Source organism: Peptoniphilus hominis (ex Hitch et al. 2025) (assembly GCF_040096015.1).
In the GTDB taxonomy this organism is placed as follows: Bacteria; Bacillota; Clostridia; order Tissierellales; family Peptoniphilaceae; genus Peptoniphilus_A; species Peptoniphilus_A hominis.
Genome location: NZ_JBBMFO010000007.1, coordinates 39,454 through 64,731, shown reverse-complemented (window position 1 = coordinate 64,731; position 25,278 = coordinate 39,454). Strand labels below are relative to the sequence as shown.

22 protein-coding genes are annotated in these 25,278 nt (G+C 34.5%); 16 read left to right on the top strand and 6 right to left on the bottom strand.

The window, feature by feature from the left end; all coding sequences use genetic code 11:
• Positions 1-99: 99 nt before the first annotated feature.
• Entirely contained in the window at positions 100-1,065 is a 966-nt protein-coding gene (locus WMO19_RS03815; RefSeq protein WP_349170259.1) for a LysR family transcriptional regulator, read from the bottom strand.
• A gap of 112 nt (positions 1,066-1,177) precedes the next feature.
• Here WMO19_RS03815 and WMO19_RS03810 point away from each other — a divergent pair, with 112 nt between their 5' ends.
• From WMO19_RS03810 to WMO19_RS03785, 6 genes are all read left to right on the top strand, one after another.
• Positions 1,178-2,056 (top strand): DUF1932 domain-containing protein, encoded by an 879-nt coding sequence (locus WMO19_RS03810; protein ID WP_349170258.1) that lies wholly within the window; start codon positions 1,178-1,180, stop codon positions 2,054-2,056.
• A gap of 1 nt (position 2,057) precedes the next feature.
• Positions 2,058-2,759, top strand: a complete 702-nt coding sequence (locus WMO19_RS03805) for an RraA family protein (protein WP_349170257.1) — start codon at positions 2,058-2,060, stop codon at positions 2,757-2,759.
• A gap of 13 nt (positions 2,760-2,772) precedes the next feature.
• On the top strand, positions 2,773-3,765 hold the full coding sequence (locus WMO19_RS03800; protein WP_349170256.1) for a tripartite tricarboxylate transporter substrate binding protein: 993 nt from the start codon (positions 2,773-2,775) through the stop codon (positions 3,763-3,765).
• A 14-nt stretch (positions 3,766-3,779) separates the two neighbouring features.
• Complete coding sequence (locus WMO19_RS03795; protein WP_349170255.1) at positions 3,780-4,247, top strand: tripartite tricarboxylate transporter TctB family protein; 468 nt, start codon at positions 3,780-3,782, stop codon at positions 4,245-4,247.
• A gap of 13 nt (positions 4,248-4,260) precedes the next feature.
• Positions 4,261-5,742, top strand: coding sequence for a tripartite tricarboxylate transporter permease (locus WMO19_RS03790; RefSeq protein WP_349170254.1), 1,482 nt, complete (start codon positions 4,261-4,263; stop codon positions 5,740-5,742).
• A 133-nt stretch (positions 5,743-5,875) separates the two neighbouring features.
• Positions 5,876-6,886, top strand: a complete 1,011-nt coding sequence (locus WMO19_RS03785; RefSeq protein WP_349170253.1) for an aminomethyltransferase family protein — start codon at positions 5,876-5,878, stop codon at positions 6,884-6,886.
• Positions 6,887-7,141: 255 nt separating this feature from the next.
• On the opposite strand, the gene WMO19_RS03780 is transcribed toward WMO19_RS03785, so the two are convergent.
• From WMO19_RS03780 to WMO19_RS03770, 3 genes are read right to left on the bottom strand one after another with little or no spacing between them, the layout of a single operon-like run.
• A complete protein-coding gene (locus WMO19_RS03780) occupies positions 7,142-9,226 on the bottom strand; it encodes a TRAP transporter permease (protein ID WP_349170252.1) in 2,085 nt (694 codons plus the stop codon).
• Positions 9,213-9,746, bottom strand: coding sequence for a DUF1850 domain-containing protein (locus WMO19_RS03775; protein WP_019124934.1), 534 nt, complete (start codon positions 9,744-9,746; stop codon positions 9,213-9,215). The genes WMO19_RS03780 and WMO19_RS03775 overlap by 14 nt, the downstream gene beginning before the upstream one ends.
• Positions 9,746-10,810 carry a TAXI family TRAP transporter solute-binding subunit gene (locus tag WMO19_RS03770; RefSeq protein ID WP_349170251.1) on the bottom strand — a complete coding sequence of 355 codons (1,065 nt, stop codon included), beginning with the start codon at positions 10,808-10,810 and terminating at the stop codon, positions 9,746-9,748. The genes WMO19_RS03775 and WMO19_RS03770 overlap by 1 nt, the downstream gene beginning before the upstream one ends.
• 279 nt (positions 10,811-11,089) lie before the next feature.
• Here WMO19_RS03770 and WMO19_RS03765 point away from each other — a divergent pair, with 279 nt between their 5' ends.
• The 4 genes from WMO19_RS03765 to WMO19_RS03750 all read left to right on the top strand — a co-directional run bounded on the left by WMO19_RS03765 (position 11,090) and on the right by WMO19_RS03750 (position 15,695).
• Positions 11,090-12,019, top strand: coding sequence for a nitronate monooxygenase (locus WMO19_RS03765; RefSeq protein ID WP_349170250.1), 930 nt, complete (start codon positions 11,090-11,092; stop codon positions 12,017-12,019).
• Positions 12,020-12,085: 66 nt separating this feature from the next.
• Positions 12,086-12,814 carry a TraX family protein gene (locus WMO19_RS03760; RefSeq protein ID WP_349170249.1) on the top strand — a complete coding sequence of 243 codons (729 nt, stop codon included), beginning with the start codon at positions 12,086-12,088 and terminating at the stop codon, positions 12,812-12,814.
• 201 nt (positions 12,815-13,015) lie between these two features.
• Entirely contained in the window at positions 13,016-13,963 is a 948-nt protein-coding gene (locus tag WMO19_RS03755; protein WP_349170248.1) for a D-2-hydroxyacid dehydrogenase, read from the top strand.
• A 121-nt stretch (positions 13,964-14,084) separates the two neighbouring features.
• On the top strand, positions 14,085-15,695 hold the full coding sequence (locus tag WMO19_RS03750; protein ID WP_349170247.1) for a MutS-related protein: 1,611 nt from the start codon (positions 14,085-14,087) through the stop codon (positions 15,693-15,695).
• Between the two features lie 70 nt (positions 15,696-15,765).
• On the opposite strand, the gene WMO19_RS03745 is transcribed toward WMO19_RS03750, so the two are convergent.
• Positions 15,766-18,696, bottom strand: coding sequence for an S-layer homology domain-containing protein (locus tag WMO19_RS03745; protein WP_349170246.1), 2,931 nt, complete (start codon positions 18,694-18,696; stop codon positions 15,766-15,768).
• Between the two features lie 227 nt (positions 18,697-18,923).
• On the opposite strand from WMO19_RS03745, the gene WMO19_RS03740 reads away from it, so the two are divergent.
• The 3 genes from WMO19_RS03740 to WMO19_RS03730 are packed head-to-tail and all read left to right on the top strand — an operon-like array spanning position 18,924 to position 22,252.
• Positions 18,924-19,529 carry a histidine phosphatase family protein gene (locus tag WMO19_RS03740; RefSeq protein WP_349170245.1) on the top strand — a complete coding sequence of 202 codons (606 nt, stop codon included), beginning with the start codon at positions 18,924-18,926 and terminating at the stop codon, positions 19,527-19,529.
• A gap of 9 nt (positions 19,530-19,538) precedes the next feature.
• Positions 19,539-20,471: an FAD-dependent oxidoreductase gene (locus WMO19_RS03735; protein WP_349170244.1), complete on the top strand. Its 933-nt coding sequence runs from the start codon at positions 19,539-19,541 to the stop codon at positions 20,469-20,471.
• The gene (locus tag WMO19_RS03730; protein ID WP_349170243.1) at positions 20,471-22,252 is read left to right on the top strand and encodes a thioredoxin domain-containing protein; all 1,782 of its coding nucleotides are present in this window, start codon (positions 20,471-20,473) and stop codon (positions 22,250-22,252) included. Before WMO19_RS03735 ends, WMO19_RS03730 begins: the two co-directional genes overlap by 1 nt.
• Positions 22,253-22,312: 60 nt before the next feature.
• Here WMO19_RS03730 and WMO19_RS03725 read toward each other — a convergent pair whose 3' ends face one another.
• Positions 22,313-22,942, bottom strand: coding sequence for an HAD family hydrolase (locus WMO19_RS03725; RefSeq protein WP_349170242.1), 630 nt, complete (start codon positions 22,940-22,942; stop codon positions 22,313-22,315).
• A gap of 77 nt (positions 22,943-23,019) precedes the next feature.
• Here WMO19_RS03725 and WMO19_RS03720 point away from each other — a divergent pair, with 77 nt between their 5' ends.
• The 3 genes from WMO19_RS03720 (at position 23,020) to WMO19_RS03710 (ending at position 25,277) form a co-directional block, all read left to right on the top strand.
• Positions 23,020-24,078, top strand: a complete 1,059-nt coding sequence (locus WMO19_RS03720; protein ID WP_349170241.1) for a DNA polymerase IV — start codon at positions 23,020-23,022, stop codon at positions 24,076-24,078.
• Positions 24,065-24,481 carry a PaaI family thioesterase gene (locus tag WMO19_RS03715; protein WP_349170240.1) on the top strand — a complete coding sequence of 139 codons (417 nt, stop codon included), beginning with the start codon at positions 24,065-24,067 and terminating at the stop codon, positions 24,479-24,481. The genes WMO19_RS03720 and WMO19_RS03715 overlap by 14 nt, the downstream gene beginning before the upstream one ends.
• A gap of 91 nt (positions 24,482-24,572) precedes the next feature.
• Positions 24,573-25,277 (top strand): TMEM164-related integral membrane acyltransferase, encoded by a 705-nt coding sequence (locus WMO19_RS03710; RefSeq protein ID WP_349170239.1) that lies wholly within the window; start codon positions 24,573-24,575, stop codon positions 25,275-25,277.
• The last annotated feature ends 1 nt before the right edge of the window (position 25,278 follow it).

The following is a 25,278-nucleotide window of genomic DNA, read 5'->3' as shown; positions in this document are numbered from 1 at the left end:
CCACCTACAAAGTATAGGTTAACATCCACTACAATTAGTTAATTAAATATTGTGTCCAGTTTTATGGGTACACATCAAAATTTGACGGGATTTTTTAAATTATTTATTAAAAAGATATGTGTTTAAATTTATATTTTTTATTGTATCAAAATGTTCAACTATTAATGATTGGAAGAATTTAGAGTAGGAGTTCATATACCTATCTTTTTGCGTGATAAGAGTAATTGGTCTGCGAACAGCTTCTCCATTGTGAAATAGGGGAAATAAATTCATATCATTTGTTACATCTTCTTTTAAACAGATTAGTGTTGCGTGACTTGCAAAACAAGCTGAAAGAGAGCTTGAACAAAAGGGAATAATAAGTTGAGAATAAGTACTGGAAAAATTTATTTTAGGCTCTATTTCCTTTTCAATAAAAAAACTTTCTATTTTGTTTCCTAAACGATTTGACATCATAGAAAAAGGAAGTAATTTAAAGTCTTCAACAGAAGCTCCTTTTTTGGACTTCTCTTTTAAATATTCATAATTATTAGGATAATATTCTTTTAATAATTTATTTGTTACACAAAGATAAATTTGGTCATCCATTAATTTTAAAGATTTAATATTTAGTCCCGGTCTTTCGCTTATTACAATAGCAAAATCAAGCTCATTGTTAACAATCAATGGTTCTAAATTTTTGGAAATATCATCGACATATTTTATTTGCACATTGGGATATTTTTTTGTAAAAACTGGAAATATTTTTGGAAGAGATATTGTTGCTCTTGATATACTGGCACCAAATTTTAGAGAACCAGACAAATCATCGTTAATATCTGAAAACATATCTTCAAGGTCTCTGTTTTTTAATAAAACTTCTTTTGCGAATGCCAGAAGTTTTTCGCCTGCATAAGTCAATGTAACCTTCGGCTTTCTATTTATCAATTTTACATTGTAATAACTCTCAAGAGATTTTATGTTATTACTCAAGGTTTGTTGCGAAATATATAGTCTTTCAGCAGTTTTTGTAAAATGCAAATCCTTAGATAACTCCACAAAATAATATAAACTTAAAAAATTCATAATTGCCTCCACAAGAAAAACTTGTCAAAAAATGAAAAAAATCAAAATTGTCTTTAACATAGGTAAATGTTATCATAAATTTAAAGAAAAAACAATTGGAGGAAGATGAAGTATGAATATAGGATTTGTAGGATTTGGTGAAGCTTCCTACAGTTTAGCAAAAGGATTAAAAAGTGAAGGAATTAATAATATGAAATCATTTGATGTAAATGTTTTCAATAATGAATGCAATTCATTGATAAAAAAAAGATCAAATGAATTAAATATGAAAGTAACAGATTCTTATGAAGGCTTTTTTGATGGCATAGATTATGTATTTGTTGCTGTTCCAGCCTTTGTAGCATTAGATGCTTGTAAAGAAATAAGTGCTTATATAAAAGATACTTGCATATATGTTGATGTGAGTGCAAGTTCTCCAGCAATAAAAGATAAATGCAAAAATATTTTAGACGAAAAAAATGTTTCATATATAGATGCTTCAATGTTAGGGTCACTACCAAAGCTAAAACATAAAGTTCCATTTTATGTTAGTGGTGAAAAAGCAAAAAAATTTATTGAAGATTTTGAAAAATATGGAATGAATATTACTTATGTAAATGAGAAACCTGGATCTGCAACTTCAATAAAATTAATAAGAAGTATATTTATGAAAGGTATCTCAGCTTTAATGATAGAACTCGTTATGGCATCTGATAGCTATGGTGTTTCAGATTTTGTCCTTAATTCAATTAGTGACAGTTTAGATGGAATTAGTTTTATGAGCCACCTAAATAGAATTTCTACTGGCTCAGCTATTCATGCTAAGAGACGTGCATTTGAAATTGGCGGAAGTATAGAAATGCTTGAAGACAAAAATTTAGATTCACTTATGAGTGAAGCAACAAAGAAAAAGCTAGAAATTTTAGCCAATTATGATTTTTCAAAAGTTGCTGAAAAAGATAATAAAACATGGAAAGATGTAGTAAGTGTTTTAAAAGGAGTTGAAAATTAATATGTCAGTTGGAAAGAGAATTTATTTAAAGAGGATTTTACCAGATAAAAAGTTAATTGAGGAATTTAAAGAAATTCCAGCATCAAATACATGTGATGTAATGGGGAGAAATTCTGCAATGAATCCTAGAATTAAATTAGTAACTAAACCAAAGTTACAAATGATGTGTGGACCTGCACTAACAGTTAAATGTAGAGCTGGAGATAATTTGACACTTCATGCAGCATTAAATATCTGCCAAGAAGGGGATGTACTTGTAGTATCAAATGAGGAAGATACTACAAGAGCACTAATGGGTGAAATTATGATGGCTTATCTTTTTGAAGTAAAAAAAGTAGCAGGCATAATTTTAGATGGACCAATAAGAGATATTGATGAAATTGGTAAATGGAATTTTCCAGTATATTGCACTGGTACGACACCGGGAGGACCCTATAAAGAAGGACCAGGAGAAATTAATGTACCAATTGCCTGTGGAGGTGTATCAGTAAATCCTGGAGATATAATTCTAGCAGATCCAGATGGAGTAATAGTTATTCCAAACAAAGATGCAGAAAAAGTTTTAGAAGAAGCAAAAGAGTTTAAAAAGAAAGATGAAGTAAAATTAGAAAAAGCTAAAAATAATGAGTCAAATAGAGATTGGGTAAATAAATTATTAAAAGAAAAAGAATACGAAATCATTGATGATTTTTATAAATATTAATATGGAGGATATTATGAAAAAGAAATTCAGTACAATATTAACTTTAGTAGCATTAACATGTGTACTACTAGTAGGTTGTAGTAGTGACAAAGGTAAAGATACAGCAAGCAGTGAAGAAGGAGTCAACTGGCCAACAGATACTGTCACAGTAGTTGTACCATATGGTGCAGGTGGAGACACTGATACTTATGCTAGACAAATGGCATTACAATTGCAAAAAGAATTAAATCAAAATTTTGTAGTAGTTAATACTACAGGTGCGGCAGGAGTAGTTGGAGCATCAAGTGTATTAGATGCGAAGCCAGATGGAAATACTATGTTATTCAACCATACTGGGGCTGCGCTAGCTCAAGAAGCAGCTAATGCAAATGAATTTTCATTTTTAGATGATTTTGAAACTGTAGCAACTGTTGCTGAAGATGATACCTATACTTTATTAGCAAAAAAAGGAAGCAAATGGGATTCATTAGATAAAATGATAGCTTGGGCTAAAGAAAACCCTGGAAAGCTAAGATATTCTAGCACATACTATGGTGCGACTCATGCGGTTGCAACTCAAATGGAAAAAACTATGGGGATAGAATTAGACAAAATAGATGTTGGCTCCAGTACATCTGAAAGATTGACTTCATTCATCCAAGATCAATGTGACATTATAGTGGTAAATTTCATGAATGTTGCTGATTATGTAGAAAAAGGTGATTTTGTAGTTCTTGGTGTTTGTTCTGATGAAAGATTAAAAGGATTAGAAGAATTTCCAACTTTAAAAGAACAAGGTTATGATGTAGTAATGCCTAAAATTTATGAAGTTAGATTTCCGAAGGGAACAGATCAAGCTATTGTTGATAAATTATCAGAGTCAATTAAAAAAGTTACTGAATCAGAAGAGTTTAAAAGCACATTAGAAAAATATTATGCTAAATCTATATATAGGGATGGGAAGACTTCAATTGAAGAAGATAAATTAGAGGTACAAAGACTAAAAGATTTATTTGGCATAAAATAATCGGGAGATGAAGTATGACAAAAAGAGTTAGAGAAATAATAATTTCAATTTTATTTATGCTTGTAGGTATATTCATATACCTACAAGCTATGAATATCAAGCCTCTTATGAAGAATGAACTTGGTTCGGGTTATTTTCCTAAAGTAATTGCGGTTGCAATTATAATACTTTCGGTAATAAATTTATTTATTAACTTGAGGAAAGAGCAAGAACAAGAAGAAGAGGTTAAAGAAAAAGGAGATTTTTTTGGAGGATTATCTACCATTGTGTTGATTGGGATTTATTCCGTTTTATATCAAAAAGTAGGATTCCTTATAGGAACATCTCTATATTTATTTATCCAAATATTGATCCTATCACCAAAAGAGAAAAGAAATTTTCCTATTTTTGTAGCTATTTCTATTTTATTTCCAATATTTGTATATTATGTATTTACTAGATTAATTAATATGCCTTTACCAAAAGGATTATTTGGTTTTTGAAAGGGGGAAAACTTTGGTATTAGAAGCAATGACGATGATTTTTAATCCCTTTACACTAATGTTAATATTAATTGGCGTCATTATAGGGATAGTATTTGGGGCAATTCCTGGTTTATCAGCAACAATGGCATTAGTGTTATTTTTGCCTATGTCTTTTGGAATGGAACCCATGAATGGGATTTCTTTATTAGTAGGTTTATATTTAGGAGGAATTTCAGGTGGATTGATTTCAGCCATTTTACTTAAGATACCTGGGACACCATCATCCATAGCAACTCTTTTTGATGGTGCTCCAATGGCGGAAAATGGTCAGGCGGGAAAGGCACTTGGCACAGGAATTTTAGTTTCATTTATAGGTGGTCTTTTAAGTATATTTGCATTAATGTTCATTTCACCTGGACTTTCTAAGGTAACATTATTATTCACATCTGTTGAATACTTCGCAATAGCAGTTTTTTCCCTTACAATAATTGCAAGTTTATCAGGAGATTCTTTGATTAAAGGTATATTATCTGGATTATTTGGGTTAGTTCTTTCTCTGGTTGGAATAGCGCCAATTGATGGAGTTAGAAGATTTACTTTTGGAATAACAAAGCTTTACGGAGGTTTCGAGACAGTTGTAATACTAATAGGGGTTTATGCAGTAACAGATATTATTTTGGCTGGGTTTAATAGAAATTCAATTGTAATAAAAGCCGAAAAAACTCCATATGACTTAAAAGGGTTTGGAATTACTTTAAAAGAGCTATCAGAAAACTGGTTAAACATTTTAAGATCAGCTTTAATAGGATTAGGTATTGGTATTTTACCGGGTATAGGTGGATCGACAGCCAGTATATTAGCCTATACAGCTGAAAAGAATAGTTCAAAAAACCCAGAAACGTATGGTAAAGGTAATATTAGAGGTGTAATAGCATCTGAAACTTCAAATAATGCAGTAATTGGAGGATCATTAATTCCGTTAATTACAATGGGTATACCAGGTAATGTTGCAACAGCAGTATTTCTAGGTGGACTTACAATTCATGGAATTTCACCTGGACCACTAATTTTTGACAAAAGTGGTAAATATGTGTATGGTATATTTATCGCTTTACTAGTAGCAAATGTATTTATGTTAGTCTTTGAAAGAGCTGGGCTTCGAATTTTTGTAAAATTATTAGATATTCCAAAGTATATATTATTACCATTGGTTTTAGTTTGTTGTGTTTTAGGAGCTTACTGTGCAAACTTTACATTATTTGATGTTATTTGCGTATTTCTTTTTGGCTTAATGGGATTCGCTTTTAAAAAGTTTGGGATTCCTACCACACCACTAATTATTGGATTTATATTAGGTGGAATGACAGAATTAAATTTAAGGCAGGCTCTTATGCAAAATAAAGGGGATTGGATGATATTTATACAAAAACCAATATCACTTGTATTTATATTAATTGCTGTAATTTCAATAGTATTAACACTAAGAAAATCAATTAAACAAAAAGTTAAATAATATTTCATAAAATAAATCCTTGATAAAGAAAGCGCAAGATATATGTCTTGTGCTTTTTGTTTTTAAAATACTTTTGAGGGTATATTAGGGGTGAGAGATTTATTTTTGTAACGTGATAAAGGAAAGTGATTTTATGAAAAATGATGTATTAAGAAGAAAAGAACACGAAGCTGTTAGAAATGGCGTTGGTTATTATGATTTCACTCACCAAGTTTTAGATGTCAAGGGTAAGGATGCAGCAACTTTTTTAGACAAAGTTTTTGTAAATGACATAAAAAATATGAAAAAGGGTCACGCACTTTACACTACAATGCTAAATGAAGAGGGAAAAATTATTGACGATGTTATTGTTTTTAGGTTGGAAGATGACAAGTATTTGATTTCAACTTTATACATTGACAAGATGATTAAGTGGTTCGACAAGTTTAAGGGCGGCTGCGACATAGACTACAAGGACATTACTTCAAAGCTAACTATGTTTGCTCTTCAAGGTCCAAAGTCAAGAGATCTTGTAAATAAAATTGTGGACAAGGACATTTCTTCTATGAAATTCTTCACTATTAAAGACAACACAGTTGGCGACTTAGATATTATGGTTGCAAGGGCAGGCTTCACAGGTGAACTTGGCTACGAACTTTATGTTGAAAGCGGCAAGAAGGAAGTTCTCGAAGAAAAAATTAAGGAATGCGGCAAGGAATTTGGCTTAGTTAATATTACCACTGATGTAATTATTGGAAGTTTGCCAGGAGAAAAGGGCTATGTTTTAATGAGCGACCTTGAAGGCACAAATCCTCTTGAAGTTGGCTATGGCTGGACAGTTCACTGGGACAGCGACTTCATTGGCAAGGATGAACTTCTAAAGGCAAAGGGAAATATTAAGAGAGATCTTTTCGGCTTTGAACTTTTAGGAGAAGGTCAAGTTGAAGCAGGAGATCCAGTTCTATGTGATGGTAAGGAAATCGGCAAGGTTACTAAATTCACTTATGGCTACACTCTTGAAAAATTTATTGGCTACTGCTTAATTGAAAAAGAATGTGCAGTGGAAGGAAAAGAAGTTGAAATTAAAGCTAAGGCAGGCAGCCTAAAGGCAAAATTATGCGACAGAGTTTTCTACGACAAAGAAAATGAAAGAGTAAGAGGATAAGATAAGGATAAAAGGAGTCCATGGGCTCCTTTTTTTTATGTTAAGCTATAATAAATTTTAAATAAAAATTTTGCACTTATGCCTTTGTTTATTTTAGAATTAATCAAGCTATAGGTGCAATTTTTTTGCGAAATATTTTTTAGAGATTTAATCCCAAAAAATATTATAGAGCTATTTTTTTGCAAAAAAATATCTGTTAGAGATTTACTCCCCAACAGATATTATAAAATTTTTAAAATTATTAAATTTTATAGATTAGGCAGTTGCTGCTGGTTTATTTTTATTTAGCATTTTTTGTGTTACAAAGATAAATGCTAGAGCAGCAAGTCCAATTGCGTCAGTAAGAAGCTTTGGATCAAGTAGTGCGAAGGCAGCTAAAAGAAGTATAATTCTTTGCCATATTCTTAGGTTTCCAAATAGGTAAGATTCAACTGTACCTGCCAAGCAAATTGTACCAATAAGTGCAGTTACAATTGTTGGTAGAGCAGCTGTTACTGGAAGCCAATTTACTGTTGTTCCTACTATGGAATCTACCATTATTAAATGTGGGTTAATAACAAAGATGTAAGGTATTATGAAGGCACCTATGGCAAGTTTGAAGGCTTGGAAACCAGTCTTCATTGAGTTTGCACCTGCGATACCTGCTCCTGCGTAAGCAGCTAGGGCTACTGGAGGAGTAACGTCGGCAACTACACCAAAGTATAGGATAAATAAGTGAGCTGACATTAGGTTTACACCAAGTTTTGTTATTGCTGGAACAGCCATTGTTGCAAGTACGATGTATTTTGCAGTTGTTGGAAGTCCCATTCCAAGGATAATTGAAGATACCATTGTAAGAAGTAGTGTAGGGATAAGTCTACCTTGAGCTATTTGTACGATTACTTCTGCAATCTTTAGACCGAAACCAGTAAGCGTTACAACACCTACGATCATACCAGCACAAGCACAGGCACAAGCTACACCAACAGCACCCTTAGCACCTGCTTCCATTGCTCCAAGAATATCTTTAGGAGTAAAGGAATTATCTTTTTTGATAAGAGATACTGTCATGGCAACTATAACGCCAATTACTATACCAGTTAAAGCAGCCATTGTTGGTGGATATTGTTTAACCAACATGAAGATAATTGCAATAAGAGGTAGAGTTAAATAACCTTGTTTTCTTAAAATGTGTGAAACTTTTGGAAGTGATTCTCTTGGCATACCTTTAAGGCCAAGTTTACAAGCTTCCAAGTGAACCATTGTACCAACAGCTATATAGTATAGAACAGCTGGGATAATTGCAGCCTTAACAATTGAAATGTAAGGGAAACCAGTGAAGTCTGCCATGATAAAAGCAGCAGCTCCCATTACTGGAGGCATGATTTGTCCACCAGTAGATGCAGTAGCTTCTACGGCACCTGCATAGTGAGGTTTGTAACCAACTGATTTCATTAGTGGAATTGTGAAGGCACCAGTAGTAACTGTGTTAGCTACAGATGAACCTGAGATTGAACCCATAAGTCCTGAAGAAAGAACTGATGTCATAGCTGGGCCTGATCTTGTAGAACCAGTTAAAGCGTAAGCAAAGTCTATAAAGAATTCACCAACACCAGTTTTGTCTAGGAAGGATCCAAATAGTATAAACATAAATACGAAAGTAGAAGATACTCCAAGAGGTGTACCCATAATACCTTCAGTAGTCATATACATGTGTGAAACAATTCTAGTAACATTAAAGCCTCTGTGGGCAAATATACCTGGCATATGTCTGCCGAAGTAAGCAAATAGTAGGAATACTATAGTAACGATAGGAAGTTCTGGTCCTACAACTCTTCTTGTGACTTCAAGAGTAAGAAGAACTGCAAGAACACCAAGAATCATATCTGTAGTGGACATTTGACCACCCTTAAGGGCAATTGCTTCTACATTAAAGAATATGTAGCCCCATACTCCAACTGATAAAATAATAAGTAGCCAATCAGTGATATCAATTTTATCTTTTGATGACTTTTTAAATCCTGGATAAAGTGCAAATCCAAGAGTAAAGGCAAAGATTAAGTGAAGAGATCTTTGCTTCATAGCTAAAAGTGTACCATGCCATGCTGTAAATAAATGGAAAGCAGACATTAAAATTGCAACGATTGTAATAAATAGGGCAACCTTACCAGATAACTTACGAAGTTTACTAGTTTCAAGGTCATATTGTTCCATTAATTCGTCAACATTCATTGCGCCAAGTTCTTCGGCAGTCTTAGTAAAACTAGCTTCAGAAGACGGATCTTGTGAATCTAGTTTTGAATCCTCTGTTTTTATTTCTTCAGATTCTAAATTTTCATTTAATTTTTTATCTTCGCTCAATTTGGCACCTCCTTAGTGCGTATTGTAAAAGTGAGATATGTTCAGTAGAAAATTCTAAAGCTTCTCTCGGTTCAGAAAAATCTAAAAAGGGAGTGGTCCTTCCATTGATAACAAGTTTGTGATTTGCTATGACAGCCCCAGTCCTATAAACAACAGTTTCAAAGGGAACGTTCATATCATATAGGCAAAAACTACCGTCATCGGCGTATTTAAACTTGTATATTAAATTTACAGGAAGACCTGCACCTTGGTCGCGATATCTTTGTTCCATAAGTATTAATTTGCCATCGCGAACTTCATACCATTCACTAGTCTCTGACCTTTCAACGGAATGGGTATAGACTATGCCGAACCTTTCCTTATCCTTTAAGTGTTCTATCTTTAATAGGTCTCCATTAAAGTAAGATTTTATTATTATTGCGTCGATTTTCACAAAGGATAAAATAAAAAAAACTATTATAATAAAGAGAATTGGAAAGAAAAACTTCTTTCCAATGCCCTCTTTATTTCTACCATTCATTATTTTTTAACTTCATCGAAATATTTTTGTGCACCTGGGTGAACTTCAATACTCATACCGTCAAGAGCTTTATCAAGAGCGATGTCGCCACCTCTTGCGTGAGATTCCTTCATAGTATCAAGGTTTTCGAATAAAAGTTTAACGATATTGTATGCGTCTTCTTCAGCCATTTTTTCGTCAACAGCTAGCATTGATTGTACTGCTACTACAGAGATTTCTTGGTCTTGTCCCTTGTATTCTGTAGGAGTGATGTGTAGGTTAACATAGAATGGATATTTTGCGATAAGAGCTTCAGCTTTATCTTCTGCAATTGGAACTAGGTGAACATCATGAGTAGTTGCTAGTTCAGTAATAGCTGAAGATGGAATTGCTGCAGTTAAGAATGTTGCATCAATTTGACCAGATTTAATTTGGTCAGCAGCTTCTGCGAAAGATAGATAGTCAACTTTTCCTAAATCATCATAAGTGATTCCGTGGATATCAAGAATTTGTTTTACGTTAACTTCAACACCAGAACCTGGAGCACCAACAGCAACTCTCTTGCCCTTTAAGTCGTCAATAGTTTTAATTCCTGATTCATCAGAAGCAACTATTTGTACGATTTCAGGATATAGACAGCATAGACCTCTTAGAGAAGGTTTCTTTTGTCCTTCGAAAGTATCAGTTCCGTTAGCTGCATAGTAAGCAACGTCGTTTTGAATAAATGCGATTTCTGCGTCTCCCTTAGTAACAAGTTCAACATTTTCTTTAGAAGCACCAGTAGCTTGTGCAGTAGCTGTGTAGTTAACACCTGCATTATTAAGAATGTTAGAAAGTGCTCCACCTAGTGGATAATATGTACCACCAGTACCACCAGTTGCAACTGACATGAATCCGCCTTTAGTTTCCATTAAACCTTCAGCTGTCATTTCGGCAGAAGCTTCTTCTGTCTTTGCGTTTTCTTCAGTTTTAGTAGCATTGTTAGCAGGTTCTTCTTTTTTGTTTCCGCCACCGCCACAAGCAGTTAAAGTAACTGCAACCAAAGCAATAAGCATCATGAGTGTCATAAATTTTTTCTTTGTCATAATAATCCTCCTTGACATTATTCAAATAAACTAAAATTTTATGAAAATGTTTATTTGCTATTTTTATATTACAATAACTAATATAAAATGTCAATTAAATAAAAAAGGATATTGGGGCGAAAAATTGTATAATATTTATACAAAGCTACAAATTTGAAAACGGTTTAAAAAAAATAAATCTTTATAAAGTGAGGGAATTGGCTTTTGGGGTAGATATAAATAACAATTTAAAAATAAAATCACAAAAAATAAAAAAAATTATAAATTATGGAGGTAAAAATGAAAATTTCCCATCTATTAAATATTAAGTATCCAATTTTGCAGGGAGCTATGGCAAATATTTCTACATCAGAGCTTGCAGGTGCGGTTTCAGAAGCTGGTGGCCTTGGCATGATTGCTACTGGCGGCTTTAGTCCAGATGAAGTTAGGAATGAAATTAGAAAAATTAAAAAGATGACTGATAAACCCTTTGGCGTAAATATGGTAATGATTCACCCAGCCATTGACGAGCTCAATAAAATTGTTGTGGAAGAGGGAGTAAAAATTATAACTTGTGGTGCAGGAAATCCTCAAAAATATTTTGACTACTGGCTAGATAAGGGTCTAAAGGTAATTCCTATTATTGCCAACAAAAAGATGGCGCAAAAAGTTGAGAGACTAGGTGCCACTGCCTGTGTCTTTGAAGGGGCGGAAGCAGGGGGACACATAGGAAGGCTCAATACCTTCCCAGCTCTACCAGAAATCTCTGATTCTGTAAAAATTCCAGTGATCTCTGCTGGAGGAATTTACACGGCAAGGCATATCTTGGCTGCAGAAATTTTGGGGGCAAGTGGAGTGCAAATGGGCACGAGATTTTTGGTGTCAGAAGAAGCACCAGTCCACGAAAACTTTAAAAAGACTCTTCTTGAAGCCACAGATAGGGACACAATTGTCACAGGAATTACTACGCCTCATCCAATAAGGTGCTATAAAAATAAGTTGGCTGATAAACTTTTGGATATCGAATTAAATAAGCTTGGCCAAGAAGAATTTGAAAAGTACGCTGCAGGCTCTAGCTATAAAGCTGTAAGAGATGGAGATGTGGAATGGGGCTCTGTAATGGCAGGAGAAGGCTATGAATATCTAAGTAAAATCGAGAGCGTAAAGGATATAATAGAAAATATTATGAATGACTACAAAGATTTAAAAGAAAATTTTAAAAATAGTTAAAAATTTTTTCTTGTTTACTTCATAAATTTTATAGTAAAATATTTTTACAAAATTTTGGAGCAAAGTATGGAAAGATTTAATAATGAAAAATTAAAAAGGATTCAAGTTTTAAATGGGGCACAGTTAAAATACATGGCCTTTACATCTATGTTAATTGACCATGTCAACAAGGCGATAATTTTGCCCTACCTTGAAGTGGGATCCACTCTCTCAAAGATTTCTACAGTCTTTGATGTCTTAGGCCGCATTGCCTTTCCTCTCTTTTCTTTTTTTGTAGTGGAGGGATTTTTTAAGACTCATTCAAGGAAAAAATATTTACTAAACTTACTTTTCTTTGCAGTGATTTCAGAAGTGCCCTATGATATGTTTTCTTCAAAAGTTTTTTTGGAGTTTAGATTAAACAATGTCTTATTTTCTCTGGCTCTCTCCCTAATTTTTATTTGGATCCTTGATGAGATTAGAAATAAATTTGAAGATAAAATTGGAAGGAAATGGCTTTTATTTTCCATACCACTTTTAATCATCATGTATTTTGCAAGTATTTTTGCCTCAGGGGATTATGATTTTCATGCAATACTGACAGCTTTTTTCTTTTATATATTTTACAATAGACCTATCGCTTCGGCAGCCTTTGCCTACTTGACTATAATAAAAGAAGTTTGGTCAATACTTGGCTTTGGACTAACTATAATGTATAATGGCGAAAAGGGAAAGCAAAACAAATTATTTAATTATCTATTTTATCCAGTCCACCTTTTTATATTGGGACTACTTAGGTTTTACCTAAATATATAAAATTAAACAGAAATTTTTATATAAACAATGAGATGCCTTTGAGAGAACTATTAACTTAAAGTAAATATAGAATAGTTTTCCAAGGGCTTTTTTAAAGAAAAGTGTTAATTAAATTAAGGAGATAAATGAACTTGAAAAAGATTTCATTTTCAACTAAAATAGAAATGTAACGATGTACATAAAATTTTAAGGAGGATGTAAATGAAAGCGTTAATGGTAGACTATATGTCAGATGTAATTGACAAAGGACTTGAAGAAAGAGGTATTGAACTTGATAAAGTTATGCTTCCAACTTCTGAAAAATTAGCAGAAATTATTGAACCTTATGATTTCTTATTCATGAGAGTTGACCCATTCATCAACAAAGAAGTTCTTGATGCTGCTAAAAACTTAAAGGCAATTTTCGTTGGTTCTACAGGAACTAACCACATTGACCTTGAATATGCAAAGGAAAAAAATATTCCAGTTAAAAACTCTCCAGGACAAAATGCAAACGCAGTTGCTGAACTTGTTTTTGCAAAAATGTTAGACCTTTACAGAAACTCTGTACAAGCTCAAAACGAAGTTAAGGGCGGAATCTGGAACAAATATAGATGGATTGGTAGAGAACTTAGAAATAAGACTCTAGGAATTTGTGGCTTTGGTGCAATTGGTAGAAGAGTTGGCGAAATCGCCAATGTATTCCACATGAGCGTTCTTGCTTATGACCCATTCTTAAAACCAGAAGACATCAAAGTTGACTATGCTAAACTTGTTGACTTCGATACTCTTGTAAAAGAATCTGACATTATCACTCTTCATATGCCACTAACTCCTGACACTAAGGACTTATTTGCAGCAGAAGAATTTGAAAAGATGAAAGACGGAGCTTGCATCATCAACGCTGCTCGTGGCGGAATTGTTAACGAAGATGACCTATACGACTACATCAAAAATGGCAAACTAGGCGGAGCAAACTTAGATACACTTTCTAACGAACTTGGCTCTGGCGGACTTGACACTCAAGATGTTCCAGTAGAAAATAAATTATTTGAACTTGATAGACTTTATGTAACACCACACATTGGTGGATCAACTATCGACGCTCAAGACGACATTGGACATGTAATTCTTAAGAACTTTGACGAATTATTTCCAAATGTAAAATAAGAAAATAAATTTTTTAAGGCTGTTCACTTTTAGTGGGCAGTCTTTTTTTGCCTAGTCTTTATTTATTGTAATGACAATCTCTTTGTAATAAAATAATGAAAGAGATTAAGAGGAGGATGACATGAAGGACTATTACGCACCAATTATTTTATTATTAGCTTTTACTGGAGTAATTTTTTTATACAACTACTATGTGAAAATAAAAAACGAAAGAATTTTGCGAGTTGAAATAAGAAAAAACTTTGGCAAAATTCACTCCAAAAAATTCAAGGGAAAAATTGACGGCATACATAAAAGGCTTGGGGGAAATTTATCTGAAATCACAGCAGCTGATTTAAACTTCGACAAAATAATTGAGAAGATGAACCACAACATGACTAGGCTGGGTCTGGAATACTTTTATTACAGGCTGAGAGATTTGATTTTAGATGAAGACCAAATTAAAAAGACTCAGAATAACATAAAGCTTTACGGTGATAGAGAAGATGAGCTTCTAGACATGCAGTTTCAGCTGGGAAAGATTGGTTATTTCAAGGAAGATGTCCTAAATCTTATTGAAGAAGAAGTTAAAGTAGATAGAGAACTTGACATTGCGGCGAAAATTTTTTCCTTCACAGCACTTTATATTATCCTTCTCTTTGTTTTCTTAAGGGCTCAGGCAGTCCTATTTATCTTTGTCCTCCTTGGCGTCAACACCTTTATTTACAAAAAATTTAACGAAATAACTTTGGGGAAATTAGAAAGCTTAGTGAGGCTCAAAAGTATTTTATTTGTATCAGAAAGCTTGACGAAAAATAAAAACCAGGTCTTTACAGAGGAAGTCCAAGAAGTAGAAAATATTTTAAGAGAACTTGGACCCCTAAAGAAAACCTTAAGGTCCTTTGGATTTTTGACGGGCAATGCAGAGATGGACTTTGCTGAAACCTATAAGAATGTATTATTTTTATCAGAAGCTAGGAGTTTTTCTAAGGCTCAAAAATATTTCAAAAAATATGGAGAAGAAATCTTTAGACTTTACTACTTGCTGGGAAAAATTGACTGCCAAATTGGAATAATTTCAATTTCAAAGGCCTATGGCACAAACTTTGCCGACTTTGGAGAGAAAATTTCTGGAAAAAACTTATACACTCCACTCCTAAAGGACCCGGTGGCAAATGATTTAGATTTAGAAAAATCAATGATCCTTACAGGCTCAAATGCATCAGGAAAGTCAACTTATCTTAGGACAATTGGCATCAACACAGTCTTTGCCCTTAGCTTTGGAATTTTCTTTGGAGAAAAATTTGAGATAAAGCCAATGAAATTAAGATCAGCCATTGACATATCTGACTCAATAATGGAAAATCTTTCCTATTTTATGGCAGAGTCCAAGGCAATTGGAGCCATGATAGAAGATGGTGAAGAAAAAATAATTTTGCTTGACGAAATATTTAGGGGGACAAACACCATTGACAGAATTGCAGCAGCCACTGCAACCCTAAAATACTTGGCAAGGAATAACCATGTAGTGGCAGCAACTCACGACATAGAACTTACAATTCTGTTAAAGGACCTCTACAAAAATATGCACTTTGAAGAAAAAATAGAAGATGGCGACATAAAATTCGACTACTTATTAAAAGAAGGACCAGCCACAAGTCGTAACGCCATTGCAATCTTAGACAACCTAAACTACCCAAGAGAAATAATAAGTGAAGCAAGAGCCCTTTCAAAGGACTTAGAAGAAAGATAAAGAAACCGAGATGATATTTGCAATACATTTGTAAAATTCATCTCGGTTTTTTGTTTAATCTAAAATTTTATTATTTAATAATACTTGTCCAGTTTTCAGTCCCGCTTCCTGCTCTTTCATATTGGTGAGTGTGAGAAGCTTCCATTATTTCGTAATAAGCCCAGTGGTTCTTGTCTAAGTCCTTGTAAAGTCTAAGGGCATCCATTACTTTTGCAAGTCCATTACTGTCAACTTTTCTGTCGAAAAGACTATTTAAAATTCTAGCAGTTTCTGCTCTTGTAATTGCATTGTCTGGTTTGAAGCTTCCGTCAGGATAACCAGCAATTCTCTTATTTCCAAAACTTTGATTTATTGCTGCTTCATACTTGTGTCCAGCAATGTCAGGGAAACTTGCCTTGGCATTATTTTTCTTGTCAAGGTGAGAAATTAACTGTGCAAGTTCTGCTCTTGTAATTTTTTCATCAGGTCTAAAAGCCTCGCCCTTCTTTTCTTCTAGAATATTATTTTTGTAAGCAGCGCTGATGAAAGGTGCGTACCAAGCATTAGCCTTTACATCCTTAAAGATTTCTTCGCCTTCAGTTAAAGGATAAGCCTTTAGTCTTACAAGCATTGTTACAGCTTCAGCTCTAGTTAAATTGCCATCAGGTCTTACGGTATTGTCAGGATAGCCGCTGATGTATTCAATGTGACTTTCAATTACCCTTTCTGTAACTTTTTTCACAGAGTCAGCTTGGGCAAAGACAGGTATAGTTTCCACATATTCGTGAATTTTTATTTCAGGTTCAGGTTTAGGTTCAGGCTTAGGTTCGGGTTGAGGCTCAGGCTTTGGTTCAGGTTGAGGTTCTGGACTTGGAGCTTTTTCCTGCCAAATTGCATAGAGAACTTGGTTGCTGGAAATTTTCATTTCGTCGCCAGCTTTATATGCAGTGCCCCTTCCATCAGCTTGAGTGTTCCATTCTTTAAATTCAAAACCTTCTCTAGTAAGTCCAGTTTCTTTTAAAGCTTTGATTGTATGTTTAGCTGGTAGAATTTCATCATTTTCAGATTTAAGTTCTTCGCCGAAAATTTTTTCTGCAGGACTTTCGCCATTGGAATCATAAATAACTGTAACTAAAGGATTTACATAGTAGACATCATAGTTGTTTAAAAGGCTGTCAACTTTTTCGTAAGTTATCATATCAGCTTTAATAGCACGAAGTTGTCCCATAAGAGATGTTGTTTTAAATTTAAGGTCAGGGAAATCCTTGTAGTTCATAGGTGGGTTAAAGTAGCCGTCACTTGCGAAGTTTTTATCGAACACAACATCATCTGCAATAGTTAAGTTTGCATATTTTGTTTTTTCGGCAGGGTTTGCTTGTGAGAATAATTCAGTAACTATTGCTCCACCTCTTTTTGCAGAGTTTCCTACGAATTTGGAGTTTGTTATTTTTAGTTTTCCATCGTCAGTAATATAAATTGAACCGCCATACTCAGACACTTTGTTATTTGTAAATTCGCAAGCTTTTAAGCTTACTGTTCCTTCTCCTACAACTAATGCGCCACCGGATTTAGTCGCACCATTATTTTCAAATTTATCATTTTCAATTGTAAGTTCTTTTCCTGATGCTACGCTTTCAACCATAAGAGTTGCATAGACTGTTGTCTTGTCATCTTTCATTCCATTGTTTTTATAGATATTATTTTTTATGGAAGGTGCTGAATCTTTTACATGAAAAGCAGAAGCAAATCTATCTGCAAAGTTTTCTTCAAAGGTATTATCTTCTATAACTCCTTCTACTCCTGTTATATTCAAAGCTCCGCCATCTTTCGCCGTATTTTTAATAAATGTATTGCTTTTTATGGAAACATTCTTGCTATCATTTACAAAAAGTGCCCCGCCATGTTTTACAGTGTTTTCATTTGTTGCACTGTTGTTCTTAAAGGTACAATTTACTATTGCTGCATCATTTGCATCGTAGGCAAAAATTGCACCACCGTTACCAGAAACATTGCCATCAAAAGTCGCATTCTTAACACTTACTTTATTTTTCGCGACGATAGCGCCGCCCCATTTGCCAGTACTTTTATTATCTTCAAAAGATCCACCATTTACTGTTAATTCAGAATTACTTGCAATTGATGAAATTGCTCCTCCGTTTTTTGCTTCATTACCCTTAAAAGTTCCTGCATTAATTGTGAGCTTGCCGTAGTTAATAACGGCTCCACCATAGCCAGCTGCTTTATTTCCTTCGAAGTTTCCGCCATTAATAATAGTTTCGGCGCCTTCTTCATTAAAGATTACTCCACCGCCGATTCGATTATATTGTGCTTCATTATTTTTAAATTCACCGCCGTTTACGATTAGTTTACAGCCTTCACGTACAGAAATAGGTGATCCGCCGTTTTGAGAATTCAACTTATTATTTTCAATTGTAACGCCGTCGTTAATAATAAGGGTGGAATCTTTTTGGTCATCATAGTCATCTCTAATGACGAGGGTGCGATAAAAATAAGGTGCATCAATATAATTACAATTTCTTATGACTGTACCCTTGTCTAAAGTAATTGTAATGCCTTGATTGTCATCATGAGTGTAAATACCTCCACCATTGGATCCAGATTTTCCCTCAAGAATGATATTTTTAAATGTATAGTTGCCATCCTTTAGGAAAAAGTGTGGCATACCGCTACCTGATGTAAGTACGGGAGAAGTGCCTTCTTTAGATGTGAAGGTAACATTTAATCCGCTTATTATTGATCTTGAAGCTCCTTCAAATTCATAGTCCTTTGTCACTTCGATTATATAACTTGCATTTGGATCTGTCTTTTTCATCATACCAAGGATGGTTTTTTCGTCCCAACCATCTTTGATTTCATCGTATTGACCTAGTTCAGTGCCGTCAGCTTTTTTAAGAACAAAGGTCTTTTCGCCTTCTGCATAAGTATTTTCTGCTGATAAAAAAATTGCAGATGAAAATACTAAGGCAAAGGCAAAAATTATTGCAAATATTTTCTTTTTCATAAATTCCTCCTTTTATTAAATTATTTTAAGAAATAAAAAATATCTTTGCAATAATAATAATAATAATAATAATAAGGGGAAAATGCAAGGAGATTTCAAGTTTTTTGAGGAGTTTTTAACTAAAAGGATAAGCTTTTCTTACTTTAATTGTTTTTTCTTATAATATATAATATCAGTAGGAATGAAATTTTTTTATATAGATTGTGCATATAGATTGTGAGGGAAGCATGAGGATTTATTTTACAAGGCATGGGGAAACTGAGTGGAACAGGGCTGGCATTATTCAAGGGCAAGATGATTCGCCACTTACTGAAGAAGGCATTGAAATGGGCAAGATTCTTCGCGAAAAGTGTAAGGACATTCACTTCGACAGTGTTTATTCATCTGATCTTGGTCGCGCCTATGACACTGCAAAATTAATTTGTCCTGACAGAAATATTATAAAGACTTCTCTTCTTCGCGAAATAGATGTGGGCTATTGGTCTGGCAAAAATATTAAGGATGTGAAAGAAGACGATAAGTGGCTCCACAAACTTTATTTTGAAAAGCCTCACAAATACAATAGAATTGACGGTGAAAGTCTCTACGACCTCAGAAGACGAGTTGAGAAATTTTTTGAGTATGCTGTCTATCCTGAGCTTGACGAAAATATTTTGATTGTAACTCACGGTGTCACTATTGTTGCCATGTATTCTATTATGGAAAATGTGCCCATGGAAAATTTTTGGACAAATAGGGTAAGGCGCAACGCTGAGTTTAATATTTGTGATTATCATGATGGCAAGTTTAAGATAATTAAAAAGGCTCCACAAAATCCTGTGGATTCTATTTGAGGTGATTAGATGAAAAAGTATGATTTGATTATTATTGGTGCAGGGGCAGCGGGTTTAAGTGCTGCCATTTATGCTGGCAGGTCTATCTTAAATACTCTTGTAATAGAGAAGTTTTCCTTTGGCGGAAGAGTTAATGACACGCCAAAAGTTATAAACTACCCTGGTTTTAAGGAGATTGCTGGAAGAGACCTTATAAATGAGTTTAGAAAGCAAGCTGAAAATTTTACTACTAATGAGTTTATTTATGGCACTGTCTCTAAAATCGAAAAATCTGATGATGGCTTTAAGCTTACTACTGCTAGGCGAAAGGAATTTTATTCTAAGGCAATTATTATTGCTACGGGAACCTATGCCAAGATGATAAATGTGCCTGGCGAAACGGAATTTGCTGGTCGTGGCGTGTCCTACTGCTCAACTTGTGATGCAGATTATTTTAAGGACAAGGACATACATATTTTAGGTTCTGGGGACCTTGCTTTAGAGGAAGCTGATTATCTCTCCAATTTTGCCAACTCCATTAACATGATTATTATTCACGACGAGGGAAATTTTGATGGAAATGAACTTGAAGTTGAGAGGATAAAAAAGAATCCAAAAGTTTCTTACACTTGGCACTCAAAACTTCAAGGAATTTATGGGGGCGAAAGAGTAAATAGTCTTGATATTTTAGATCTTTCTGACAACACTAAGACTAGGGTCACGTCTGATGGGATTTTTATCTTTGCAGGCATGAGTCCCAATTCTGATTTTGTAAAAGACCTTGTGGAAGTAGATAGTTTTGGCTTTATAAAAACTGACTACTGCATGAGGACATCTGTGGAAGGAATTTTTGCTGCAGGAGACATAAGAGAGAAGCCCCTTAGACAAATTGTCACAGCGGCAAATGATGGGGCAGTGGCAACAGTTTATGCAGAAAAGTTTATTAGAAATAGAGGTGTATAATGAGAGTCTATCCAAGGGGAACTGTAGTCTACAAGAGAGAAAAGGCCTACAATGGCATAAATTTAATTTCAACTGCCAAGGACGGAGCTCTTATAACAAAAATGGACGGCACAGAGCTCAAAAGGTATTCTGTAAACCCAATGCCTGCCAAGATGCTACCCAACAAACATATTATGAGCATTTCTTCCTTTAGGTCATCAGACTTTGGCGTCAGTGACGGTATTAAACTCATTGAGTTTGACAAGGAGGGCAGGGTTCAATTTGACTTCGACAAGTTTAAGTTTACAGAGGACAGGGGCTACAGGCCAAAGTGGATGGCTAGGGCTCACTCTGATTTTCAAAGGGAGGGCAACTCTCTTGGCTATTATTATCCTGGTGAAAAAATTGTGGAGGGGGGCAAAACTCTCCTACTAGTTCACGATGCCATTAAGGACAGCAGAATTTCTGATAAGACTTTGCTTGATGATGTAATTTTAGAAGTGGACGAAGAGGGAAATATTGTTTGGAAATTTTCCTTTAGCGAGCACTTTGACCAGCTGGGATTTTCTGAAGAGGCGAAAAATGTTCTCTACAGAAATCCAAATCTGAGAATGACAGAGAGACCGCTGGGCAATTATTTAGATGTTACATCAATTTCTACAATTGGGGAAAACAAGTGGTACGACCAAGGGGATCCACGCTTTCATCCAGACAATATTTTATTTACGGCGAGAGCTGCAAATATTATTGGCATAATTGACAAAAAGAGATCGCGCATTTGCTATAAGCTGGGACCAAATTTTTCTGACTTCAAAAAGGTTGACCCTGTAGTTGGATCTGCCTTTGCAAGTATTATTCCCAAGGGCTTAACTGGCGAGGGTAATCTTTTAATTTTTGACAATGGCGGAAGATGTGGCTACGGTTCACCAACTCTTACTTCTCCATCGGGACTTCTTCCCTTCGTGAGAAATTATTCAAGAATTCTTGAAATAAATCCAGTGACTCTATCTCTTAACTGGTCAGTGGATCCTAGGGACTTTGGCTTTTCCATTCCTATGAATGGCTATAAATTTTATTCGCCCTATGGTGGAAACCTTCAAAGACTTCCCAATGGCAACACCCTAATAACTCTTGCCACAGAAGGTCTTGTCTTAGAGATTACCCACTCCAAGGAAATAGTTTGGCAGTGGACTTGCCCTTACAGGACTACTACGGAAAATCTTTTGAAAAACAATATGATCTACAGAGTTTACAGGTATCCCTACGATTATCTAGGCGTTGATGAAAGTGAAAATGAAATTGAAGAGATTGAAGATGCATCCTACTACAAGTTAAGGGGTGCAGGCAGCTTTAAGTCTGTGGAAGTTACTAATGTAAATAGAAGTTCACTAAATAACGACATTGACCCACTTTCACAAGAGTCTGAGTCAGTAATTGACCTTGAAGAAAATAAAAAGGTAATTAAGAGAAATGAATCTGTAATAAAATATGTGACAGAAAATCACTTCGATGATACGATAAAAAATCAAAAGGCGGCTCTTGTCATCTTTGGTGCAGAGAGATGTTCTCACTGCGAGCCACTTATGGAAGTTATGCAAGTTCTTCTTGAAGAAGAGTTTAAGGAAGTCTCCTGCTACTACATGGATCTTGACAAAAATAAGGACTTTGCAGAAAAACACGAAATCTTTCAATTGCCGCGAGTTTCCTTCTACAAGGATGGCGAAAAAGTTTACGAGTTCATTGGAGAAAAATCCTATGACGAAATTGCTGAATTAATTGAAAAATATATTTTAGGAATTTAAGAGCTGAAAGAAATTTTTCTTGAATTAAAAAAACTGAGGGCGACCTCAGTTTTTTTGAATTTATTTATTTGTATGCCAAGATAAATTTATATAGCCTCTCTTATTTACTCCTGAATTAATTAAAAACCTATTTTTTACCATGCGAAGCATATACTTGTCGTCCTTGTAGGAGTCGGAGTAGGCAAGGGAATTTTCGTAGTCAATTTCATAGCCATCTCTTTTTAAAATTTCTTCAATATTTTTTACCTTGACATCCTTTTTGTTGTTGCCGCGACATAATTTATAGTCTTCATCTAAGTCTGTTCCAATAATATAGTCGAAAGGAAACAACTCGCCAACATAAATTAAATAATTTGTGGCAGAGGCAGAGCAGAGGATTTTTATGGTGTCCTCGTCATAGGAAGAAAATTCATCTTCAAATTCACTGAAGAAAAATTTTGGATAGAGATAGTTTGTGACAAAGTCCTGGAGGTCATCTTCTGTTAAATATTTTATTACAGAGACCATTTGGTTTTTCATAATCTCAAAATCAGAATTTAGCTTTGATTTTATGTAAGCCACAGCTAATTTCCAAAGATTTTTAAAAATATTTATTTTTTTATTTTTGTAGGCATATTTATAAAGCTCAACTATGGACTCACAATTCACCACAGTTTTGTCAAAATCGTAGAGCGCAACTTTTCTTTTCAAAATCTCACCTCCCTAGAATTATATCAAATTGTCTTCTTTATAAAAAGCTCTTGTGATATACTAAAGTCGTGATATTTATGGGAATTATTATACATGTTGATATAGACGCCTTTTACGCATCAGTAGAAGAGCTTGACGATAGGAGCATAATAGGAAAACCGGTAGTCGTAGGTGGCAGGTCCAATCATGGAGTTGTCACTACGGCTAATTATATTGCCAGAAATTATGGCATCCACTCTGCCATGCCCATGTATATGGCGAAAAATCTCTGCGACCACCTTATTATCAAGCCCATGAGAAGGGAAAGGTACCTGGAAAAGTCTCGTGAAGTTTTTGATGTCTTAAAGAAATATACAAATAAGATCGAAAAAGTTTCTATTGATGAGTCCTATCTTGACCTGACGGGACTTGGCTACCATGAAAGTATTGTTTATGATCTTCAAAAAGATGTTTACGATAAAACTGGTCTAAGCGTAAGTGTTGGCCTAAGCTACAACAAATTTTTGGCGAAACTTTCAAGCGACTGGAATAAGCCCAGGGGAGTTATGATTATTAGAGAGTCTGATATGCCAGAGATTTTATTTCCCCTGGACATAAGAAAGGTTCACGGCATTGGCAGTAAGTCTGAGAAAAAACTTAGAAATATTGGCATAAATAAGGTTGAGGACCTTTACAACCTGTCCTATGATTTTTTGACAAGTATGTTCAAAAAAAGTGGCGAAGAAATTTATTACAGGATCAGGGGCATTGACAGGAGAGAAGTGACACCAAATGCTGTGAGAAAAAGTCTTGGCACAGAGTCAACCTTTGAAGCAACAAAAAATAAGGATGAGCTTATAAATTACTTAAGGGACTTTGCTAGGGAAGTGTCAGAAGATTTAATCGTAAAGGAAATTTCTGGCTACACCTTGACTTTAAAGATGAAAAATGAAAATTTTAAGCTTAAGACCAGGTCCAGGACCTATGACGCAGCAATTTATGAGGAAGAAGATATTTTTAATAAGAGTCTGGAAATATTTGATGAGGCCTATGAAGGCGAAAAGCTTAGGCTCATTGGCATCACTGTTTCCAATTTAGTAGACTTAAATATTAGACAGCTTTCTTTTTTTAATAGGGGGAGAAATGGAGAAAATTAATTTTAAAAAATTATTTGAAGAAGATGAATATGTAAAGAGAAGTCATATAGAATTACTTGACCTTAGTGGCGACAACTTAGTCCTAAAGATGAAGCCAGAGAAAAATCAATTTAATGCCTATAACATTCTTCATGGAGCAGAAATTTTTGCCCTCATGGATACAGCAGCAGGCTGCCTTTCCATTGCCATGGGCAGAAAGGGCGTGACCTTAGACTCTAGTGTGAACTTTATTTCCAGCGTAAAACTTGGAGAAGAAATTTACTCCACAACGAAGATAATTCACTCAGGCAAAAGCACAGAGGTTATAGAAGTCTTGGCAAAGAAGGGCGACAAAATAGTTGCTAAGGGGACCTTCACACTTTTTATTGTAGGCGAAATTGAAATTAGCGGAAAAGATTTTTAAATAAGGGCGAAAAAAATTTTAAAAGAAAAAAATTTTTAATGATTCTATGTTAAAATATTTGAAGAAAAATTATAAAGGATTTTAATTAGAAATGAGAAATTTTTGGGATTTAAATTATGGCACAGTGGGCTTCAAATTTTTCGGAGTCTACCACTTTGCCTGCCTATTTATTATTTTTATTTTTGCGATTTTTTTATACAAGCCCTGGAAAAACAATAAAGAATTTAGAAAAATTATTGCCCTCCTGCCCATCAGCTTAGAAATTATTAGGCTTATAGCAGTTTTAATTGACGGTCACTACGACTCTTCCTACTTGCCCTTTCACCTCTGCCTCATTGGGGCGCAGTTTATGGCTCTGGATGCCTTCTATGACAGCAAGATCATAAAGTCATGTCTTTACTATTTATTTATGCCAGCTGCAATTTTAAGTTTACTTACGCCAGGTTGGGACCAGGTAAATAAATATTCCTATGTGGCAATAATTTCTTGGATAATCCACGGCATTAATGCCTTTTATCCAATCTATCTTGTGATTTCAAAGGAATACCTGCCAAGGCTAAGAGACCTTATTTATCCTATAATTTTTATCCTTGTAACTCTTCCTATAATAAAAGTTTTAAACAAAAAGCTAGAGGCAAATTATTATTTTATAGAGGAGCCCTATGAAGGCTCGCCCCTTGCTACTATAAAAAATGTCTTTCCTAATTATATAGTTGGACTTTTTATAGTGACAGTATTTGTCATGGTCCTTACATTTTTTATTTACAAGTTAATAGTAAGTTTACGAAAAAAATAAG

What these genes read in the sequence shown, in the direction of transcription:
- WMO19_RS03770 (WP_349170251.1), bottom strand. Translation starts at nt 10,810, where the DNA reads ATGACAAAGAAAAAATTTATGACACTCATGATGCTTATTGCTTTGGTT.
- WMO19_RS03805 (WP_349170257.1), top strand. Translation starts at nt 2,058, where the DNA reads ATGTCAGTTGGAAAGAGAATTTATTTAAAGAGGATTTTACCAGATAAA.
- WMO19_RS03740 (WP_349170245.1), top strand. Translation starts at nt 18,924, where the DNA reads ATGAGGATTTATTTTACAAGGCATGGGGAAACTGAGTGGAACAGGGCT.
- WMO19_RS03715 (WP_349170240.1), top strand. Translation starts at nt 24,065, where the DNA reads ATGGAGAAAATTAATTTTAAAAAATTATTTGAAGAAGATGAATATGTA.
- WMO19_RS03815 (WP_349170259.1), bottom strand. Translation starts at nt 1,065, where the DNA reads ATGAATTTTTTAAGTTTATATTATTTTGTGGAGTTATCTAAGGATTTG.
- WMO19_RS03765 (WP_349170250.1), top strand. Translation starts at nt 11,090, where the DNA reads ATGAAAATTTCCCATCTATTAAATATTAAGTATCCAATTTTGCAGGGA.
- WMO19_RS03735 (WP_349170244.1), top strand. Translation starts at nt 19,539, where the DNA reads ATGAAAAAGTATGATTTGATTATTATTGGTGCAGGGGCAGCGGGTTTA.
- WMO19_RS03775 (WP_019124934.1), bottom strand. Translation starts at nt 9,746, where the DNA reads ATGAATGGTAGAAATAAAGAGGGCATTGGAAAGAAGTTTTTCTTTCCA.
- WMO19_RS03755 (WP_349170248.1), top strand. Translation starts at nt 13,016, where the DNA reads ATGAAAGCGTTAATGGTAGACTATATGTCAGATGTAATTGACAAAGGA.
- WMO19_RS03730 (WP_349170243.1), top strand. Translation starts at nt 20,471, where the DNA reads ATGAGAGTCTATCCAAGGGGAACTGTAGTCTACAAGAGAGAAAAGGCC.
- WMO19_RS03760 (WP_349170249.1), top strand. Translation starts at nt 12,086, where the DNA reads ATGGAAAGATTTAATAATGAAAAATTAAAAAGGATTCAAGTTTTAAAT.
- WMO19_RS03750 (WP_349170247.1), top strand. Translation starts at nt 14,085, where the DNA reads ATGAAGGACTATTACGCACCAATTATTTTATTATTAGCTTTTACTGGA.
- WMO19_RS03785 (WP_349170253.1), top strand. Translation starts at nt 5,876, where the DNA reads ATGAAAAATGATGTATTAAGAAGAAAAGAACACGAAGCTGTTAGAAAT.
- WMO19_RS03800 (WP_349170256.1), top strand. Translation starts at nt 2,773, where the DNA reads ATGAAAAAGAAATTCAGTACAATATTAACTTTAGTAGCATTAACATGT.
- WMO19_RS03720 (WP_349170241.1), top strand. Translation starts at nt 23,020, where the DNA reads ATGGGAATTATTATACATGTTGATATAGACGCCTTTTACGCATCAGTA.
- WMO19_RS03745 (WP_349170246.1), bottom strand. Translation starts at nt 18,696, where the DNA reads ATGAAAAAGAAAATATTTGCAATAATTTTTGCCTTTGCCTTAGTATTT.
- WMO19_RS03710 (WP_349170239.1), top strand. Translation starts at nt 24,573, where the DNA reads ATGAGAAATTTTTGGGATTTAAATTATGGCACAGTGGGCTTCAAATTT.
- WMO19_RS03795 (WP_349170255.1), top strand. Translation starts at nt 3,780, where the DNA reads ATGACAAAAAGAGTTAGAGAAATAATAATTTCAATTTTATTTATGCTT.
- WMO19_RS03810 (WP_349170258.1), top strand. Translation starts at nt 1,178, where the DNA reads ATGAATATAGGATTTGTAGGATTTGGTGAAGCTTCCTACAGTTTAGCA.